The organism is Microcoleus sp. A6-C6, assembly GCF_036705955.1.
Taxonomy (GTDB): domain Bacteria; phylum Cyanobacteriota; class Cyanobacteriia; order Cyanobacteriales; family Microcoleaceae; genus Microcoleus.
In genome coordinates this window covers 40,943-58,583 of record NZ_JAUBVR010000015.1, presented here as the reverse complement: position 1 = coordinate 58,583, position 17,641 = coordinate 40,943, and the positions used below count along the sequence as shown (strand labels likewise).

Annotated in this window: 17 protein-coding genes; 9 read left to right on the top strand and 8 right to left on the bottom strand. The window is 42.8% G+C overall.

Annotation, left to right across the window (positions count from 1 at the left end; genetic code table 11):
* From QUB52_RS09065 to QUB52_RS09050, 4 genes are all read left to right on the top strand, one after another.
* Positions 1 to 702, top strand: coding sequence for a hypothetical protein (locus QUB52_RS09065; protein WP_332972704.1), 702 nt, complete (start codon positions 1 to 3; stop codon positions 700 to 702).
* Positions 703 to 763: 61 nt separating this feature from the next.
* Complete coding sequence (locus QUB52_RS09060; protein WP_332972705.1) at positions 764 to 1,132, top strand: hypothetical protein; 369 nt, start codon at positions 764 to 766, stop codon at positions 1,130 to 1,132.
* A gap of 56 nt (positions 1,133 to 1,188) precedes the next feature.
* Entirely contained in the window at positions 1,189 to 2,166 is a 978-nt protein-coding gene (locus QUB52_RS09055; RefSeq protein ID WP_332972707.1) for a hypothetical protein, read from the top strand.
* Positions 2,167 to 2,357: 191 nt separating this feature from the next.
* Positions 2,358 to 3,437 carry a hypothetical protein gene (locus tag QUB52_RS09050; RefSeq protein ID WP_332972708.1) on the top strand — a complete coding sequence of 360 codons (1,080 nt, stop codon included), beginning with the start codon at positions 2,358 to 2,360 and terminating at the stop codon, positions 3,435 to 3,437.
* 154 nt (positions 3,438 to 3,591) lie between these two features.
* Here QUB52_RS09050 and QUB52_RS09045 read toward each other — a convergent pair whose 3' ends face one another.
* Positions 3,592 to 3,948 (bottom strand): CU044_2847 family protein, encoded by a 357-nt coding sequence (locus QUB52_RS09045; RefSeq protein ID WP_332972709.1) that lies wholly within the window; start codon positions 3,946 to 3,948, stop codon positions 3,592 to 3,594.
* A gap of 146 nt (positions 3,949 to 4,094) precedes the next feature.
* Between QUB52_RS09045 and QUB52_RS09040 the strand changes: the two genes are divergently transcribed.
* From QUB52_RS09040 to QUB52_RS09030, 3 genes are all read left to right on the top strand, one after another.
* Positions 4,095 to 7,679 (top strand): nSTAND1 domain-containing NTPase, encoded by a 3,585-nt coding sequence (locus QUB52_RS09040; protein WP_332972710.1) that lies wholly within the window; start codon positions 4,095 to 4,097, stop codon positions 7,677 to 7,679.
* Positions 7,680 to 7,730: 51 nt separating this feature from the next.
* The gene (locus tag QUB52_RS09035) at positions 7,731 to 8,090 is read left to right on the top strand and encodes a hypothetical protein (RefSeq protein ID WP_332972712.1); all 360 of its coding nucleotides are present in this window, start codon (positions 7,731 to 7,733) and stop codon (positions 8,088 to 8,090) included.
* A 333-nt stretch (positions 8,091 to 8,423) separates the two neighbouring features.
* Entirely contained in the window at positions 8,424 to 8,705 is a 282-nt protein-coding gene (locus tag QUB52_RS09030) for a YiaA/YiaB family inner membrane protein (protein WP_265234666.1), read from the top strand.
* 78 nt (positions 8,706 to 8,783) lie between these two features.
* Here QUB52_RS09030 and QUB52_RS09025 read toward each other — a convergent pair whose 3' ends face one another.
* The 4 genes from QUB52_RS09025 to QUB52_RS09010 form a co-directional block, all read right to left on the bottom strand.
* Positions 8,784 to 9,251: a ferredoxin gene (locus tag QUB52_RS09025; protein WP_332972713.1), complete on the bottom strand. Its 468-nt coding sequence runs from the start codon at positions 9,249 to 9,251 to the stop codon at positions 8,784 to 8,786.
* A gap of 78 nt (positions 9,252 to 9,329) precedes the next feature.
* Positions 9,330 to 9,716: a DUF1257 domain-containing protein gene (locus QUB52_RS09020; protein ID WP_193974477.1), complete on the bottom strand. Its 387-nt coding sequence runs from the start codon at positions 9,714 to 9,716 to the stop codon at positions 9,330 to 9,332.
* A 40-nt stretch (positions 9,717 to 9,756) separates the two neighbouring features.
* Complete coding sequence (locus QUB52_RS09015; protein WP_332972714.1) at positions 9,757 to 9,966, bottom strand: DUF2997 domain-containing protein; 210 nt, start codon at positions 9,964 to 9,966, stop codon at positions 9,757 to 9,759.
* A gap of 398 nt (positions 9,967 to 10,364) precedes the next feature.
* On the bottom strand, positions 10,365 to 11,237 hold the full coding sequence (locus tag QUB52_RS09010; protein WP_332972715.1) for an ABC transporter permease: 873 nt from the start codon (positions 11,235 to 11,237) through the stop codon (positions 10,365 to 10,367).
* 147 nt (positions 11,238 to 11,384) lie between these two features.
* Here QUB52_RS09010 and QUB52_RS09005 point away from each other — a divergent pair, with 147 nt between their 5' ends.
* Together QUB52_RS09005 and QUB52_RS09000 are read left to right on the top strand one after the other, a co-directional pair.
* Entirely contained in the window at positions 11,385 to 12,713 is a 1,329-nt protein-coding gene (locus QUB52_RS09005; RefSeq protein WP_332972716.1) for a M16 family metallopeptidase, read from the top strand.
* Positions 12,714 to 12,959: 246 nt separating this feature from the next.
* Positions 12,960 to 13,988 (top strand): C39 family peptidase, encoded by a 1,029-nt coding sequence (locus QUB52_RS09000; protein WP_332972717.1) that lies wholly within the window; start codon positions 12,960 to 12,962, stop codon positions 13,986 to 13,988.
* 476 nt (positions 13,989 to 14,464) lie between these two features.
* On the opposite strand, the gene QUB52_RS08995 is transcribed toward QUB52_RS09000, so the two are convergent.
* The 3 genes from QUB52_RS08995 to QUB52_RS08985 are packed head-to-tail and all read right to left on the bottom strand — an operon-like array spanning position 14,465 to position 17,518.
* On the bottom strand, positions 14,465 to 15,235 hold the full coding sequence (locus tag QUB52_RS08995) for a hypothetical protein (RefSeq protein WP_332972718.1): 771 nt from the start codon (positions 15,233 to 15,235) through the stop codon (positions 14,465 to 14,467).
* A 24-nt stretch (positions 15,236 to 15,259) separates the two neighbouring features.
* The gene (locus tag QUB52_RS08990) at positions 15,260 to 17,008 is read right to left on the bottom strand and encodes a hypothetical protein (RefSeq protein ID WP_332972719.1); all 1,749 of its coding nucleotides are present in this window, start codon (positions 17,006 to 17,008) and stop codon (positions 15,260 to 15,262) included.
* Between the two features lie 3 nt (positions 17,009 to 17,011).
* Positions 17,012 to 17,518, bottom strand: a complete 507-nt coding sequence (locus QUB52_RS08985; RefSeq protein WP_332972721.1) for a hypothetical protein — start codon at positions 17,516 to 17,518, stop codon at positions 17,012 to 17,014.
* Between the last annotated feature and the right edge of the window lie 123 nt (positions 17,519 to 17,641).

The following is a 17,641-nucleotide window of genomic DNA, read 5'->3' as shown; positions in this document are numbered from 1 at the left end:
ATGACTACCACAAAAGAAAGACCTACATTTTCAGTATTTGGAGCCAAACCTAGCAATGCTTTGCTAGTACCAGAAATCCCGATCGCCGTTCGCAACAATTGCCAAAGCGGCCAGTGGGCGATCGGCGATACAGATTACGGTTCCAAGTGTTCGATCACCATCCTCAAATTTGCCAAATTTTTCGGTTCCCTCGGTCAAACTTCCCACACACTTTGGGGTCAACTTTGGTTCGTCGCAGAAACAGGCGAACTCCCCCAAGGAGTTGTCATGGTGACATACATCAAAAACCGCAGCTTGAACGACTTTAACCGTTTAGTCGCATCAGTTCAATCGCGCGGCGTAGAGCCGGCTACCGGAATTTTTGTTCCCGAATTCGTAAAACATTCCGGTCAAAAACCAGACGACAGCGGAGTAGTAAAACCCATAAATTACTACAGTTTAAAATGGTCGTGGATGGAGCGAAAAGACTGGGCAGTTATCGACCAAGCAGCAGCAGTTTTGTCCGATACCAGCAATCAATCGCGGATGATTGACTTAGAAGGAACCAGGGCTATGATCTGTTTAGATAACCTACCAGCAGCACAAGTTGCGTCCTTGATGGCCGCTCACGTTAGCGGTGAAAGCGATGCGATTGCTTTGAATTCTAACGGCGGTATGTCGCTACCGTCAGCGGAAGACAGAGCAACTGCTGACTTGTTCTAATTGTGTAGAAAAGGCGCGATTTAATCGCGCCTTTTCCGTAACTGTGACCAGGAAGAGTAAAATGAAAAAAGTAACTAAAATTAAAGCCAAACCAAACCTGCAAGAAAGCCGTTTGAAAGAGAATTTTGAGATGCTCGATCGCATTCGGGATGATACAGTTAACGACATCGAAAGTCTTACCGAAGACTTCCAGCACATGACTTTAGTTGCCGAATCTATCCGGCGGAATTACCGAGCTTTGCTTGCGGAAAATCAACTGCTGAAAAACACGCTTTTAAGTATAGTTGAGGAGTGCGAATGCTGGCAAAGTAATCGGTGCGATCGCTGTCTAAAGATTCTCAAATCTTTAGACAGCAATAATCCCGACTTTCCACCGAATGCAGCCAAAGAATACCGAGCTATTCTCAGCCAACTCAGGAACTTAGGATAGCTCAAAACGTCTCACAACCAAGCCTGCAAAAGTTTAAATCAGGAGCAAAAAACCTTATGATACTAGCAACAGCAAAAGATAGCAAAACCAAAATTTTGCAAAATTTTCAGCAGATTTTAGCAGACAAGAAAAAGATTGAATCTAAAGTCGAAACTAAGGAACAGTCAGCCGAAAAAGCCAAAAGCAAACAACTCCTCGAAGTTGCTTCTACCTACACAATTGACAGCATTGTTAAAGGCTTGGCAGACTTGCAATTAGATTTCGGTAGCATCACCAGCGGACTTTCGGAAAAACTGAAGGCGGAATCTTCAAAATTAGATGAATTAAAACGGGCGATCGAAATTGAAGCCGAACAATTGCAAGAGTTGCAGCAAGTTAGAGTTGTAGCAGATGCTCTCCACATTTTAACTCAAGAACACCGGGAAAAACTGACGCTCCTGGAACAAAACAGCGCCAATCAGCGCGAAGTCATCGAAAAAGATACAACCCAAAAGCGCAAAATTTGGGAAAAAGAACAGCAAGAATTTGATGCAGCAGTTCAAGAACAAACTGCACTCACAACTAAACAGCGGCAGCAGGAAACAGCCGATTATCAATACGAATTGCAGCGCGGACGCAAAATTGAAACCGACGAATACGAAGAAACGAAGCGCAAACTAGAACGGCAATTGCAAGAATCTACCCGCGAAAAAGACAAAAACTGGGCGGAAAGAGAAAAAGCCCTCAGCGACAATCAAGCGGAGTTTGAAGAGAATCAAAGGAAAGCCGCTGGATTTGAAGAAGAACTAAAACAGGCTTATACGAAAGCCAAAGAAGAAGCAATTCAAGAAGTTTCCCACGAAGCTAAAGTCAAGGCAGATTTAGCGGACAAGGAATGGGAAGGAAGCAAGCAGGGATATGAGTTGAAAGTGCAATCTTTACAGCAGACAATTGCGCGCCAAACTGAACAAATTGCTGAGATTTCGGCGCAACTGCAAGCTACGATGAAGCAAGCGCAAGATTTGGCAATGAAAGCTTTTGCAAGCAAAGCTTAAAACTCGGTTCGTAGTGAGGACTTTAGTCCGCATCCGAGTTCGTAGTGAAGACTTTATTCTTTATTTTCTCAAAACTTTCGGACTGAAGTCCTGACTACGAACTTTTTCGGACTGAAGTCCTGACTACGAACTTTTTCGGACTGAAGTCCTGACTACGAACCTAATTCACAACTATTAACAAATCAAAAGCCATGAACAAAAAAGTTAGCGACAAAAGCACCAAGGCTGAAATCTTAGAAGCGTACAAGGACGCCGCGCAAGAAAAAGCTGCATTAGAATTGCAAATCAAACAGCTAAATGCTTCCCCAAAGCAAATAGCAGTCCCAGAAAAACCTATTGTGGAGGCACAAAAACCAATGGTTTTAACTCAAACTCAACAAAAAATGCAGTCCACAATCGACAATCTAATTTTGCTGCAATTTGGCTTTGGTGGCGCTGTCAGCGAGTTGTCTGAGAAGTTAACTTCCGAAGCTACTAAATTGGAAGAATTGCGGCGCGTTGTGGGGGAGGAAGTTCAACAACTGCAAGAGTTGCACAGTTTAGAAGATGTTGCGGAAGATACGCTGGATAATTTAATTCAGCAGTACGAAGAAAGTGCGAAAACTTTTACTGACGAACTCAGCGAAGGGCGCGAAACTGTTGAACAGGAGTTGTTGGAACTGCGGCTGGCTTGGGAAAAAGAGCAGGAATTGCAAAAGTTGACTGTTACAGAACGTAATGAGAATGAGCAAAAAAATCGCGATCGCGATGAGGAGTTGTATGATTACGATTTGAATCTTCAGCGAAATCTTGATATCGAAGAATACGAACAGCGCCAGCAAAGGCTGTATCAAGAAATTGAAGAGTTTCGTCAGGAACAGGAGAAACAGTGGGCGGAACGCGAAAAAGCTATTTCAGAACGGGAAAAACTGTCTGCGGATGTTAAGGCTAAGGTGGAAGCTTTCCCGAAGGAACTGGAAGCTAATATCAAGAATGGGAAGGATACTGGTCGCAATATTGGCAATTATCAAGCTAAGATTAAGGCGGATTTGTTGGCTAAAGATATTGAAGGACAAAAGCAAAATTATGAACTGCAAATTCAAGCGATGTTGCAGACTATTCAAAATCAAGATGGGCGGCTTGCTAGTTTGTCACAGCAACTTGATTCTGCTTTGAAACAGGTTCAAGATTTGGCGGTGAAGGCGATTGAGGGTTCGTCGAATTTGAGTTCTTTCCAAGCTGTGAGGGAAATTGCGATCGAACAAGCTAAGACTCAGCAGAAAAATAAGTAATCCGTAGCACTTTTAGGAGTTAATTAAGTCAGCTTAATTCAACGTAAAACGTGATGCCTGTTAGATACCCGACTTATTATTAAATAAGTCGGGTATCTGTGTATTATGTTTTTTAGGTGGGTTTACTTAGCGGAGATTAAGGCTTAAGAACGGTTTAAGACTTTTCGCTTGCAGAGGAGGTAGGAAACTTACACTTTACCTCAATTTCTAAGTTGCTTTCGGCTGAACCTTCCGTAATGTAGGGGATGCCGACTTTGCCACCCATTTTGACAGCAAATTTTAGTGTTACTTCTTCAACCTCAGCCGCACCGAAATCTTTAAAAGCCGTGACAGCATACATAGCATAACTGCGAATTAGCTGGCGAGCTTGCTGCATTCGGTTAATTGCATCACTTCGCACGTCCCTCTCTTCGTCATAAGGATTATCGTCATCCGAGGTGGTGTCTTCGTCAATTGTGACTTCGTACACTTCACCATCTTCTTCAAAGGCGAAGCGTTGTAATTCTGACATAATGTTACCTTATGTTAAGTTTATGTAGATTTTCCTGAAGCTCTAGCTTGTTTCCAGAAACTTGAGTTATTCTAGCACTAGAATTAAAAAATCGGTTCAGGGTGCTTGTCAAGTCAGCCAGTATCTTCAAATCTAGGTTATAATAAATGGCTCGTTACGCCCTTGTTATTGGCATTACTCAGTATCAAAGTTCAAAAATGTCTCGTCTCCCGAAAGCGGCTAGCGATGCGGAGACTTTAGCAAAAGTATTAGAACAGTACGGCGAGTTTAGCGTGAAACGACTGCCGGAACGATGGAATGCTGAAAAAAATTGTTTTGAAATTAGTGGAGAGAAAGCAGTTACTGCGGCTGAAATAGGTCAAGAATTGAGAAATTTACTGTTAGAACGAGCGACTAAGAATGAGGCTTTGATTTATTTTGCCGGTCACGGTTTTACCTTCTCCGATACATTGGGTCAGCAAAAGGGAGTTTTAGCAACTTCGGACTGTCAGGTAGAAATGGCAGGAAACCAAGTTATTGATTATAAATACGGCATTTCGTTAGAAAGTCTCAACAAGCTAATCCACCAATCTGATTTGAGCAGTTTAGTTATGCTGTTAGATTGCTGTCACAGTGGCTATTTTCTAGAAAGCCAGCTTGTGCAGACAACTCTAACGGCTTTCAGCACACAAAAAGATTACTACCTAATGGCAGCTTGCCGAACATTTGAGACGGCTAAATCCTTTAAAGGTGAACCCAATAGTTATTTTACAGGTGCAGTGCTTAAGGGGTTGCAATCAGAAAATGCTAACCGAAATCGTCGAGTTAGTGGCGATCGCCTATTCGATTACATTAGCGGCGAACTTAAGAGTTCTGTGCAAGAAGCAATTCGCATGGGATGGGGGCGTTGCATTACTCTGGTAAAGTATTCACAGTTAGAGACAACGGCTACTGAAATTACTTTCGATCGCGAAAATCCCTATCTAGGACTCTATGCTTTTGAATCTGAGCAAGAGAAGTATTTTTGTGGTCGGGAGGAAGCAGTTCGGATGCTGATTATTCACCTAACAAATAGCCGTTTTTTATCTGTCCTCGGCTACTCTGGTTCTGGGAAATCTTCTTTAATAAAAGCCGGATTGCTGCCACAGTTAAGTCGGGATAGAATTCCGGGCAGCAGTCAGTGGTTAGTTGAATCTTTTACTCCTGGAAAGTATCCCTTGGGAAAACTGGTAGATATTCTAGCTTGGCATCGAGAGCAGAACCAGCCTTTTGTAATTTTTATAGATCAGTTTGAGGAGGTATTTACTCTCTGTGAAGATGAAGCCGAGCGACAGAGTTTTATTCGACTGATCGCACAGGAGATGAAGGATCCTGAGCGAAAGAGCCGGATGATTATTGCACTTCGTGGAGATTTTTTAATTCGCTGCGCTAATTATCCAGACGTTTTAAATTTGATCAATCACATTCCGACTACAACTTATATTGTCAAGTCGCTAGGGATTGAAGAGTTGCCCGATGCGATCGAGATACCGGCAGAACTGCACGGGGTCAAATTTGAACGGGGGTTAGTGTCGCAGATTGCCCAAGATGTGGCTGGTCAACCGGGAGCATTACCGTTATTACAATACGCTTTGAAAGAGTTGTGGCGAGTCTGCATTGAAAAACCAGAATCACCAGATCCGTTACTGACGAAAAAAGGCTATGAAGAAATTGGCGGTGTTCAGGGAGCTTTGGAAAATCGAGCTAACCTGATATACCAAAGTCTTAGTGATGGCGATCGCATTTTTGTACGCAAGCTATTTATGGAATTGGTGCAGTTGGGTGAAGGCAAAGAAGTAACGCGCCGGCGGGTTGATTGGGATAGACTGAGGGCGATCGCGGATTCTCCTGAGCAGTTAGAGCGGGTAATTGGGCTGTTGGCTGGGGCACAGCAGCGTTTAATTATTGTGGATGAAAACACGGTGGAAGTGGCTCACGAAGCTCTGTTGTGTCGCTGGAAGTTACTGAGTGATTGGATTGAAGAGGATCAGGAGAATATTCGGATTTCTCGGCGCTTAGAGGTAGCTTGTCGGGAGTGGGAAGAAACTTATCGCAAGTCAGATGGGGCGTTGTTGACGGGGGCGCGATTGGCGGAGGTTGAGGAGTGGGAGAAGAGGGTACAGCGGAATTTGACTGAGGATGAGAGGGAGTTTTTGCGGAAGAGTGTGGGTAGGCGCGATCGGGAGAGTAAAGCTGAGTTAGAGCAACAGCGACAATTGCGAGAACTTGCCGAAGCTAAGGCTGAAGCTGAAACAGCAAGAGCTGAAGAGGAAAGAGCTAAAACTATAGCTCAGATGGAAAGAGCGATCGCAGCAGAAGATCAAGCTAAGGCAGAAGCGGCAAGGGTTGGAGAGGCGGAAGCTAGAGTAAGAGTTCAAAAGCAAAGAACGAGGTTAGCGATCGCATCTGGTATCCTTCTAACATTTACACTTGGTTTGGGACTACTGACCAATGTACTCGCCGATCAGAAGAGAGAACAAGAAGCTAGTACGGTAGGAGCTTTAATCGGAAAAGCTGAACAGCTTTTAGAAAACCACTATCAAATTGATGCTTTGATAGCCAGTATAGAAGCTCTGGCAAAAATCAAAGAGCTAGGTTTAGAAGACCCACCTATGTTAAATAGAATTCAATCAACAATCAATAGTGTGCAAGAACATAACCGATTATTACACCCTTATCAAGTAACAGTTGTAACTTTTAATCCTAAAAACAAAGTAATAGCATCTGCTACTTCTGACGGAACTATTTGGTTTTGGAGTCAAGCAGGAAAACTTCAAAAAAAAATTTCAGGGTTATCAGGTCATAAAGATGTAGTTTGGAGTTTGAGTTTTAGCCCTGATGGTCAAAAACTAGCCTCTGCTAGTAGCGACAAAACTATAAAAATTTGGAGCGCAACGACTGGTGAGTTACTGACCAATATTGTAGGCCACGCAGCAAGTGTTTACGACGTTAAATTTAGCCATGACAGCAATAATGTTGTGTCTGCAAGTGGGGATGGAAGTGTAAGGCTATGGGATGTCAAGACTGGTGGATTGCTGAAAAAATTAGAGAATAAAGGAAAACTTCTTCGCTTAGATTTTAGCCACAATGACTCAAAAGTCGCGTTTGTAGGCAATGATAATAGTGTAAATATTTGGAATTTACAGGAAAAGGATTCAAAAATTATTGGCAGACATGAAAATTTCAAAAATTCTCAAGTTAGACTGAGTTACATAACATTTAATTCCGAAAGTAATTTACTTGCTTCCAGTGACTACAAGGGTTTTATTCATTTGTGGGACATAGAGAAAAATCAAGTCTTAATGAGAATTGATACAAAATCTTTTATACATGGACTGGCATTTAGCCCTGATAGTAAAATAATTGCCTCTGCTGATGGAGATGCAACTATTAAGTTATGGAAGTTAAAAGATATTTATAGAGGAGTTTTAACCAAACAGCTAGAGCCAGAGATTCTGCAAGGACATCAAGATGAAGTTGTATCGGTCACTTTTTTACCTGATAAAAGTAATATCAAAATAATTGCATCTGCAAGTGATGATAAAATGGTAAAAATTTGGCGAATAGGAGATAAAAGTAGTGATCCGACAAATATAAAAAATTTATTAGTGTATGGTTGTAATTCGTTAAAGGACTATTTCAATGGACAAAAAAAACTGGAATTTAAACAGAAAGAAATTCATAAATTTTGTGAAGTATATTATCACAATTGAAAAATTCAAGCTAATATATATAGAGATGAACAAAGATACAGGATAGTTAAAATGGAACTTACAGAAGCGTCGTTAAAAATCATTGGTTCTTGTTTTTCACCGAAAAATTTTGACAAATTAACTGTTTCCCAGAGAGTGAAACAAGATTTAGAATATGTGAAGAAGGTGAACGAAAAATTTAAGGAGTTAGAATTGGCAGTTATAGAAAGAACAGCTCCTGATTGTAATGAAAATAGTTCTGATTGGCCTCAATGTCGAATTAAAACCCGATCAAGCTTAGCGAACATTATTAGCTTAACATTACCTAATGCTTTTATAGCAAATTCTTCCGATTCAGAAAAGTTAGAAATACTGATCGAGTATCTCGAAGAAATACGTAAAGATCCTTCAATAATTGCTTCGCTTCTTTAAAGTGACAGAGGTTCCCGTCCTAGTTGAATAAGAGCGACAGCGTTATCAAGCTTGGCTAGAATAAATACACCAGCCAAGCATAGACCCCGATCGCCCATAAGCAATACATCAAATCCAATTCAATCAATCTCTCTTAGTACAGTTTCTAAATTGTCCACTGCCAGGGACTTTTTTTTGAGCCTTAAACCCTATCTACAACGTTCTAATTTTTAGTAAAAAGCCCGATCGCCCTGTGCACTTCTATAAACTGTCATTTGTTCTCCTGACCGCTTCAGTCACGCTCATTATTGTATAAGTTAATCAACCAAAAGATATATTTGGGGCTTAAAGATTATGTCACAACAAATTATACGTCAAAAAGATACTAATGCTTGGATTCTTCAGTGCTGGGTTTCTTTTATTGTTGCCATTTCTGCAACTACTATTGGTGTGATTTATTTACAGGTAGATCCTTGGCAAAAGGCTTTTATGGGTATGGGTTTAACTTTTTCGGTTGGCTCGTCTTTTACTTTAGCAAAAACCATTCGCGATAACAATGAGTCAACAAGATTGACTGCGAGAATCGACGAAGCGAGAGTTGAGAAAATTCTCGCGGAACATCATCCTCTCAAATAAACTTGAATTATACAATGTATATAAAAAACAGCCCGCGCGGGCTGTTTTTGTTGAGCTTGAGGTGACAACCTGCGGATTTCAATGAGTACCTTTGAACTTACGATCGCCCTTAGCCTTCTGACGCTGGCGAATGCCGGCCTGAACGGTAGCCATATCTACGGGAAAACCAACGACAGGAATCACCTGATCCTTGCGTTCTTCTTCCAGATTCTTGAGTTCGGTGTAGTCAACCCAGTGAATGCAATTTACCGGACAAGTGTCGATCGCCTCAGCAATCAACTCTTCAGAATCACCGTCTTGTCGGACTACGCGCGATCGCCCATAATCCGGCTCAATGTAGAAAGTATTGCGAGCAACATGAGCGCAATGCTTGCAGCCAATGCAGGTAATCTCATCAACATAGACACCTTTTTGGCGAAACACACCGCCTAATTCCGGTTCCAAACCAGAGCGATCGGGCGAATCCCGCAAAAATCCGCCCAACTCCGGTTCCAAACCAGTGCGATCGCCTGCTGTATCTATTCCGAGTCCAGAAAGCTCAGACATTTAGATCCCTCACAATAATAAATAAGTCCGCCTGGGCGGACTTGAAAGAGACAAGATTGCAAAAATCTCGAAAAACTCTTAAGCACACCAGCGCTGAACCACCAAGCGGATCGAACCGTCTTGATTTTGTTTTTGCTCAGAAACTTGGAAACCCTGCTTAGCGCTTTCATTCACCACAGTATGGTAAGCATAGCGCTGAGTCACCTTATTCAGAAAACGGTCAACAGACCAAGCTTGCTGCCAAAATTGCAGATCTGCCACCAATTCATACTCAGTCCCGTTCCAGCTAAAACCTAAGTCATAGCCGTTTTCTTGCTCAATCACCACCTCAGCAGTGCTGGTGAGGCCGCGATAGCCGCGCACCTCAGTCGGGCCCGACTTCCAGTCGATACCCAAATCAGTTAAAGCAGCTTCCAAAGAATTCAAATTGCGGATCTGGGTCTTAATTTGGCTAAAGTGTGACATGGTGATTCCAAAAAATATTAAGTGAACTCAACAAAAAAGATTACCAATCGCTAAAAGCCACTTGGGCCGTCGCTTCGGCTGACTGATTGAGCGTTTGCGCGAAATATTCAGATGTTGACTCTTGATGAAGCACCACGCCAAGCTGAGCTTCAATAGCAGCAGTTACCTCAGCGCAGGAAGCACCGACTATGCCGGTGACTGTTTCCTGTACGCGGCCATCTGGATAAATCACAAATTCTAGTGTTTCCATAATCCGGGCTAACTGAATAGGAACGATGAAATCAGACACCGACGCCAGCAAGCTTGGTACGATGCCTCCTGAAGTCGCTTATTGAGAGTTGGCTGACTCGCCACTATATCAATTTTGACTAATTGATAGGTTTTGAGTCAGAACTTAACAGAACTTATTAATAGGTGGTATCAATACGTCAGTGTTATGTAAAGTTTCGCGTACATTGTGACATCAGTCAAGTCATTTGAAGGAAGAAGAAAGTTCGGCAACGGATTGTGTAGCGGATGTAACGGATGTAACGGATGTAACGGATGGATGTTGAGGTTCGAGGGTAGAAGTCCGATTGAATAAGGAGGATTTTTCCCACTCGGACACTCGGACACTCGAACACTCGAACACTCGAACACTCTCCCCATCTAATTCCCTCTGGGGTCTAAAACATCTCGCAGCCCGTCGCCCAAAAGGTTGAAACCCAGAACTATCAAGGTAATTAGCAAACCGGGAAACAAAATAGTCCAAGGAGACGAAAGAGCGTATCCGCCCTTGAAAGCGTCCGAAAGCATTGTCCCCAACTCCGGGGCGGGTGGCTGCGCGCCCAAACCGAGAAAACCTAAACCGGCGGCTTCTAGCGTGGCTGTACCAGTGGAAAGAGTTGCTTGTACTACTAGCGGCGGGAGACTTCCCGGCAAAATGTGGCGAAAAATAATCCGTAAGTCGCCAGCGCCCAAGGCTTTGACTGCTAAGACAAATTCTTGTTCTCGCAGCGATAACACCATGCTGCGTGTGAGGCGGATGTAAATCGGAATTTGTACGACGCTGACGGCGATAATTACGCTTTGCAGGCTGGGGCCGGTGACGGTGACAATGGCGATCGCCAGTAAGATTGAAGGAAACGCTAGCAAAATATCCGCCAAAATCCCGATCGCCACTTCAGCCCATCCGCGAAAATATCCGGCGAAGAGTCCCAAAAGCCCTCCCACAAACAATCCCGCAGCCACAGAAACTAAGCTGACGAACAAAGATATCCCCAATCCGTGCCACACTCGCACCAACAAATCTCGCCCCAAACTGTCGGTGCCGAACCAATGTTTGACACTAGGAGCCACTAATCGGGATAAATAATCGCGATCGACCGCCGGATTGTAGGGGGAAATTAGGGGAGCTAACACAGCCGACAAAATCAGCGCTAAAGTCAAAAATAAGCCGATTTTCCCAGATGTCGATCGCCCAAATCGTTGCCAAGCTGGCTGTAAAAATATTAATTTTTTATGCAATTTGGGATTTTCCATCGAGTGCCTTTACAAAAAAAACTCAACTATACGGTGCGGGAGTTTTGCCCGATCGCAGTTTTTATAGCGAATGGTAGATGCCAAATGCCCGATCCCTTCCTAAAAGACCCTTTAAGATATAAAGAACAAGATAAATTTAAAAGCCAAATGACATCAACCCTACTCAAATCCTCCTCCAGACCGCCCCTGAACGCTCCAACAGTGCGCCATTTCCCCAATGGCCTCACAGTTATAGCCGAACACTTGCCGGTTGATGCCGTCAACCTCAGCGTGTGGATGAATCTCGGCTCAGCCGTCGAATCCGACGAAATCAACGGCATGGCGCACTTTTTAGAACACATGATTTTTAAGGGAACTCCCAGTATTCCCAGTGGAGAATTTGAGCGGGCGATCGAGCAACGTGGCGCTGTCACCAATGCAGCCACCAGCCAAGATTACACTAACTATTACATCACCACAGCCCCTAAAGATTTTGCTGAACTAGCCCCGCTGCAAGTCGATGTCTTGCTCAACGCCAGCATTCCTGACGATGCTTTCGATCGCGAACGGCTGGTAGTATTGGAAGAAATTAGACGATCGGAAGACAATCCGCGCCGGCGCACCTATCAGCGATCGGTGGAATTAGCCTTTGAAGTCCTGCCCTACAAGCGACCGGTACTAGGTCCGACTTCCGTCATCGAACAGCTTACCGCCCAACAAATGCGCGATTTCCACAGCAGCAGATATCAGCCAGGGGCGATGACAGCAGTCGCTGTAGGTAATTTGCCGGTCGATCGACTAATTGAAATTGTCGCCGAAAGTTTTGCCACCAAAAGCACAGCACAAAACAGCACCATAAATTTACCCGCTGTCAGCAACTTTCACCCAGAATCCGAAATTCTGAACTACGGGAAAGAATCGCCATTTACAGAAACAGTCCGCCGCGAATTTGTAGACTCAGCCCTTCAGCAAGCTCGACTGATCGTGATGTGGCGAGTCCCCGGTTTTGTGGAAATGTCCGAAACCTATGCCCTCGATGTGTTAGCGACAGTATTGGGCCACGGGCGCACAACTCGTCTGGTTAAGGATTTGCGCGAAGATCAAGGGCTAGTCTCGTCAATTTCCGTCAGCAACATGACTCAGCGACTCGGCGGTGTATTTTCGATTTCTGCTCAACTAGCGACAGAAAACTTAGCAGCAGTCGAAGCAGCCATCGTCGGACATATTCGTACTCTCCAAACCGAACTGGTGACAGATGCCGAAATTTCCCGCATCCGCACCCAAGTAGCAAATCGGTTTATCTTCGGTAACGAAACTCCGAGCGATCGAGCAAGTTTGTACGGTTACTATCAGTCGATGGTAGGAGATATCGCTCCCGCCCTCAACTACGCAGCCTGCATTCAAGCGCTGACTGCGGAGGATCTCCGGGAAGCCGCTGTCAAATACCTATCTCCCGATGCGATGGGTGTTGTGATAATTCGCCCCGAAGCAGCATAAACCCGACTGCTTCCTTTCCAGGCGCAATCCTTTGCTTGTCAAGCTAGGGAGACTTCCCACAGCACAAAGAAGGTAAATCATCGCCTTCTTTGATTTGAGAATACTGTGTCAAAGTTCGATCGCTCGCAGCCTTAAAGGTTTTGTATCGAATCATGAATTTAAAGATTTTAAGGTACGGGCGATCGGTAGAATTGCCATAAATTTCTCATAGTATAAACTTGGAATCGTTGAAGTGTGCAGGGAAGCATGAAATTACAAAACTTTCTCAACTCAAAAATTAGGTACGATGTCAAAGCAATCGCTGCCGACAACGAACTCAGCCGCCAAGTTCAAAGCCGCCTCATTGACCTGGGTTTACTGAAACCTCCAGTAGACGGCGCTTTTGGCCCACTTTCTACCGCCGCCCTCCACCGATTTCAAACCTTGATGAAGTGTGGCGAACCGGGTTTTTTGGGAGCAATTACAGCCAAAAAGCTGATCGAAGCCAAACCGGCGGACATTCCCACACCTCGCCCGATCCTGAAAATCCTCAAAGACACCATTTTTAAATCAAAACCGCTGGCGTCTTCTCAACTTCAGGAATCAGAAAAACAAGTAATCCCAGCGGGAAAAGAGTTTGAACTCCTGGCTTTTGTTCCAATTCGCGGTCACATTAGGGTTGCTCTCCGCAACGAATCTTTCAAAGGTTCAGGGATTTGGTATGTTTACGGAGGACACGCTCAAGTGACTCTAGATGGCGTTTTGCTGTATCCCAAACCGAATCCGCCCACTGTCAGACTTGGCATTCCTTATCGATCGCAATTAGATAATTTTTACAATCCTACAGGTGCTTGTAATGTAACTTCCATAGCGATGTGTCTGGACTTTTTGAGAGTGCCGCGGCGCAATAGAAGCGGACAATATGAAGATGAACTCTACGAATATGCGATCGCCAAAGGTTATAGTCGCTGGGATCCCTATGATTTAGCAAAGATTGTTAAAGATTACGGCGCTCAAGATTACTATACTGAGAATGCAACGATTGATGATGTTCAAGATTGGCTAGCTAGCGGAAATCCGGCTGTGCTCCACGGATACTTCACGTCTTTCGGTCACATTATAGTTGCGGCAGGTTACGACAGCGAAGGATTCTTTGTTCACGATCCCTATGGCGAGTGGTTCCCAAGTGGTTATGACACAAGTGTCAGCGGTTCTTATTTGCACTATTCCTATCGTTTAATCCGCAGCGTTTGTATGGCTGATGGGAATTTTTGGGTGCATTTTATCTCCAAGTAATAATTGGGAATCGGGAATCGGGAATCGGTAATCGTTAACAGTTGACAGTTGACAGTTGACAGTTGACAGCTAAGTCTTTAGGCAGGGGCTTAAATCCCCTGCCTAAAAACGATCCACCTAAAGGTGGGGGCTTAAATCCCCTGTGCTTTGGTAATATCGTTTCCGTAGGTTACTTTTTCTTTATTTGGATTGACTTATTCTACTCGGTAAAAATCCTCTAGGTAGTACACTCGGCGACTGTTATGCAGTTTGAGTTGCCCAATAAACTTAATCAATGGTTCCTCCTGATTTAGTTGAGGTATCGCACTTTTGTAACTTCTCCCTGTAGCATTAAGGTGGGCAATGCCCACCTACCTACAGATAGAGTTTGCGCGTAAGTCCTGTTCGTGTTTAGTAGAAAGAGAAGGGTTACGAAGCCTCCATAGTTTAGAGATTGAGAAATTGAAAATCTGATCCTGAAATTTGCCTATTCAACTTCAGGCGTTAACTAATTCTGATTCTTCCGATTCTTCCGATTTATCCCGGACTCGAAAGTAGTAAAAAAGATTAGCAACAGCCAAATCTGAGGCTTTTTCCAAATTCGACGCTACTAAACTTTTATGACCAGCTATTTCCCCTTGCTCAATAATATAATTTTCATGCTCTTTTCGTTGCTGCGGATCGAGCATAAATTCCAGTTGAGTGTAAAGCGCATAAAAATGAGACTTCGGCCTCAATTTTTCATAAAATAACTGTTCATCTGGTATTGATAAAGCTGTTGTTGCTGATTTTTTATCTTCAATAAGCGCCAAGTTTGATTGGCTCAAATCAGCACTCTGCAACTGCTTTAATTCACTTGGCGGCAAATCTTTAATCCATTCAATCTGATGAAGCCAAATGTCTAAGGCGGCTAAATCGTGATTGTGAATTCGCGTGATTTCAGGAAAGAGAAAATCAAGCTCTTCATCGGAGTCACAGCATTGTATAATACCGAGGCCATCTTGACGGATTTGTTGTTGAAGTTGAGAAATGCGATCGCCCGCAGCACCAAATTCATTCTGCACCTGATACGTGCCAATGATACTTTGCTCGATCGCCCAACTGCACTCTAACCGGCGCAACTGTCCCGCCGCACAAGTTTCTTCTAATAACTGCGGATTTTTGTAATCTGCCAAAGCTTCAAACAACATCCCCCGCGCCGCATCAATTTCAGCATTGCGGCGGTTGATATCTTGGAGTTGCAAAGCCGATCGCCTACCAACTACCACGCGATCTAATTATTGCATCTTCTGTTAAAAGCAAATCTCACCTTTATCAAACTTTGCTTGAAGTTTTTTCTTTGCTGCTGGAGTAAGGTTTAGATAAGATGCCAGATCATCAATAGTACGATAAGTTTTTATCTTTCTATCGCTGATAAATTTATCAATAGTTGTCTGCTTGATACGGGTTCCCTGAAAAGCCTTCGTTAGTTCGGATTTATTGGCTCCATTGAGATTAAGAGATGATGTCGTTGGTGTAGGTGATGGCGTTGATGTAGGTGTTGGCGTTGATGTAGGTGTTGGCGTTGATGTAGGTGTTGGTGTGCTAATCACCTTATCAGATTTGATAAATTGAATGCGTTTAAGTTCCAATTTTCTTTGCAGGAGAGGTGGACAGGAAGGAGCAATCATAAAAGATATATCTCGCGGTGTCCCATCAGGTTTAAAATTGGCATCTTCTAACCATTGATTAAACGTTTCTAAATGGCTGCTCAACAGTTCATAGTTTTTAGCTTCCCCAAAGGCTCTAGCAACAAGATGTCCATTGTGAAGTAATTCTACATAAGAGTCGAAGGCATGACCTGCAATCACTTTTGTAGTTGAAACTGCCGATAGAGTGTACGATTTCTGGCTTAGGAAACTTGCCCACTGTTGTCTAGACTGGGATTCTACTAACTGGCGTGAATTGCCTTCAAACACCTGTTCTGCAGCTTCTTGAAAATATTTTTCATGTATTTCTAAGACAGATCCAGCATAGTGTTGACAAAATTCCCTCAAGGTATTCACAGGATTCAATGGTATATCTTTGATTTCTTGCCATGCTTTATCAAAATTTTTATATCCTTTATAAGCCCCTTTAATACGCTCATCGATTTTATTTCTAATCAGTTCAAATTCATTAGTATAGCCCTTGTTTAGATTGATAACTGATTCACCTAAAAGACTTTCCATGACTGAATCATCAGCAATAAAACTTTGTACGTTGTTAGATGTGCCTACCAAGTAAATTAACAGGCGAATCTTTGACCTAAATTTTTCTTTTGCCCTTCTAATCAATTGTTTGAAAAGCAGTCTAGTTTCTTTGATTTTATCAGGAAATTGTGCTAAAGCATCTAACTCATCTATGAGATAAACAAAACTAAAGTTGGGATCTACGGCTGATACTTCGGATACTATATAAAAGAAAAATTCTTCAAGACTATCTACGCTATCGGCAATATAGGTTTTAAATTTGTTGCGAAATGGTATTATTTTTTTTGCACCTTTAAGTTGATATACTTGAGTATCATCTAAATAATCGCTCAAAACTTGTTCAGCTACACTTTCAACTGACCCCAATAGATTTAAATTGTGTAACAACTCATAAAATGTATGAGCTAGGATATGGGAGTACAATTCTTTCTTAAAACCATTTTCAATAGAGTCATCAAATACAGAAAGTTGGAACTCAACAACTACAGAGTTATTCTGATACGTTGGTTTAGTTTTAGTTAAGTCATGCAAGTAAATTAACAGGGATGTTTTACCACTACCCACTAAGGCAGCAACGAATCTAAATGTAAAGTAGCCGTCATCAAATGTATGACTTAAATCATCCTCAAGAAGCTGAGTTAGGTTAGATATGGGCCGTCCCGACAAACTTTTGGCTGTAGATCCTTCACCCTCAGCTCCAGGAAGTTTAACAACGCGCTCTATTCTAATATCATCAACAAATCCTGCGCCTGAATTTACGTCCTGAAGGAAGTCTCTTATGTACCTTATTTTTCCTGCATCTTCTGGCATGGCTTACTCTACCCACTGAATAAGTTCATCTTCTTTTTCGATAACTGCAAAAACTTTGCCAGTTGATTTAAGCAAAGCAAAGTTTTTATTCAAATTTGATTGAGATAGATCGTTCTGTTCCAAAAATTTATGACAAATTTCTCGGCTGCGAATAGCAACTACTCCCCTTAATTCTTGACGCTTTCTTTCTTCAAAATAAAGAGCCTTAAACTTTTCTAAAAATGTCTCAAAGTCCATCTCTTTACCACCATCGGAAGTCTGAGAATCCGCAACTCCGATTTGGCAGTAACGCCAAAGAGTATTTATAAGTTTCGCTCCTTTTGCTGATTCAAACTCATACTTACTACTTTGCAGATTAGCAGCTAAAACTTTCTTACCTTGATCTGTCACAAAAAGCTGACCCTTTTTAGGAGATTCGAGCAATTGCTTCTGACACAAAGCATCACAGATAGCAGGCGCATCCTTCTGGTATCCTTTAGATAAATGCTGTTTCACATCGCTTTTAGTCACCTTATTCTGTTTTGAGTAGGCTACTGCGTACAGCAAGTAAAGCAGTTGTTCGGTAGAAAGCTCGATCATAAGTTCCTCTTGTTCACTGTTACTGGGATCAACGTTGATGGTATTTTAGAGAAT

What these genes read in the sequence shown, in the direction of transcription:
- QUB52_RS09065 (WP_332972704.1), top strand. Translation starts at nt 1, where the DNA reads ATGACTACCACAAAAGAAAGACCTACATTTTCAGTATTTGGAGCCAAA.
- QUB52_RS09055 (WP_332972707.1), top strand. Translation starts at nt 1,189, where the DNA reads ATGATACTAGCAACAGCAAAAGATAGCAAAACCAAAATTTTGCAAAAT.
- QUB52_RS09060 (WP_332972705.1), top strand. Translation starts at nt 764, where the DNA reads ATGAAAAAAGTAACTAAAATTAAAGCCAAACCAAACCTGCAAGAAAGC.
- QUB52_RS09005 (WP_332972716.1), top strand. Translation starts at nt 11,385, where the DNA reads ATGACATCAACCCTACTCAAATCCTCCTCCAGACCGCCCCTGAACGCT.
- QUB52_RS09030 (WP_265234666.1), top strand. Translation starts at nt 8,424, where the DNA reads ATGTCACAACAAATTATACGTCAAAAAGATACTAATGCTTGGATTCTT.
- QUB52_RS09015 (WP_332972714.1), bottom strand. Translation starts at nt 9,966, where the DNA reads ATGGAAACACTAGAATTTGTGATTTATCCAGATGGCCGCGTACAGGAA.
- QUB52_RS09045 (WP_332972709.1), bottom strand. Translation starts at nt 3,948, where the DNA reads ATGTCAGAATTACAACGCTTCGCCTTTGAAGAAGATGGTGAAGTGTAC.
- QUB52_RS09040 (WP_332972710.1), top strand. Translation starts at nt 4,095, where the DNA reads ATGGCTCGTTACGCCCTTGTTATTGGCATTACTCAGTATCAAAGTTCA.
- QUB52_RS09035 (WP_332972712.1), top strand. Translation starts at nt 7,731, where the DNA reads ATGGAACTTACAGAAGCGTCGTTAAAAATCATTGGTTCTTGTTTTTCA.
- QUB52_RS09025 (WP_332972713.1), bottom strand. Translation starts at nt 9,251, where the DNA reads ATGTCTGAGCTTTCTGGACTCGGAATAGATACAGCAGGCGATCGCACT.
- QUB52_RS08990 (WP_332972719.1), bottom strand. Translation starts at nt 17,008, where the DNA reads ATGCCAGAAGATGCAGGAAAAATAAGGTACATAAGAGACTTCCTTCAG.
- QUB52_RS09010 (WP_332972715.1), bottom strand. Translation starts at nt 11,237, where the DNA reads ATGGAAAATCCCAAATTGCATAAAAAATTAATATTTTTACAGCCAGCT.
- QUB52_RS09020 (WP_193974477.1), bottom strand. Translation starts at nt 9,716, where the DNA reads ATGTCACACTTTAGCCAAATTAAGACCCAGATCCGCAATTTGAATTCT.
- QUB52_RS09050 (WP_332972708.1), top strand. Translation starts at nt 2,358, where the DNA reads ATGAACAAAAAAGTTAGCGACAAAAGCACCAAGGCTGAAATCTTAGAA.
- QUB52_RS09000 (WP_332972717.1), top strand. Translation starts at nt 12,960, where the DNA reads ATGAAATTACAAAACTTTCTCAACTCAAAAATTAGGTACGATGTCAAA.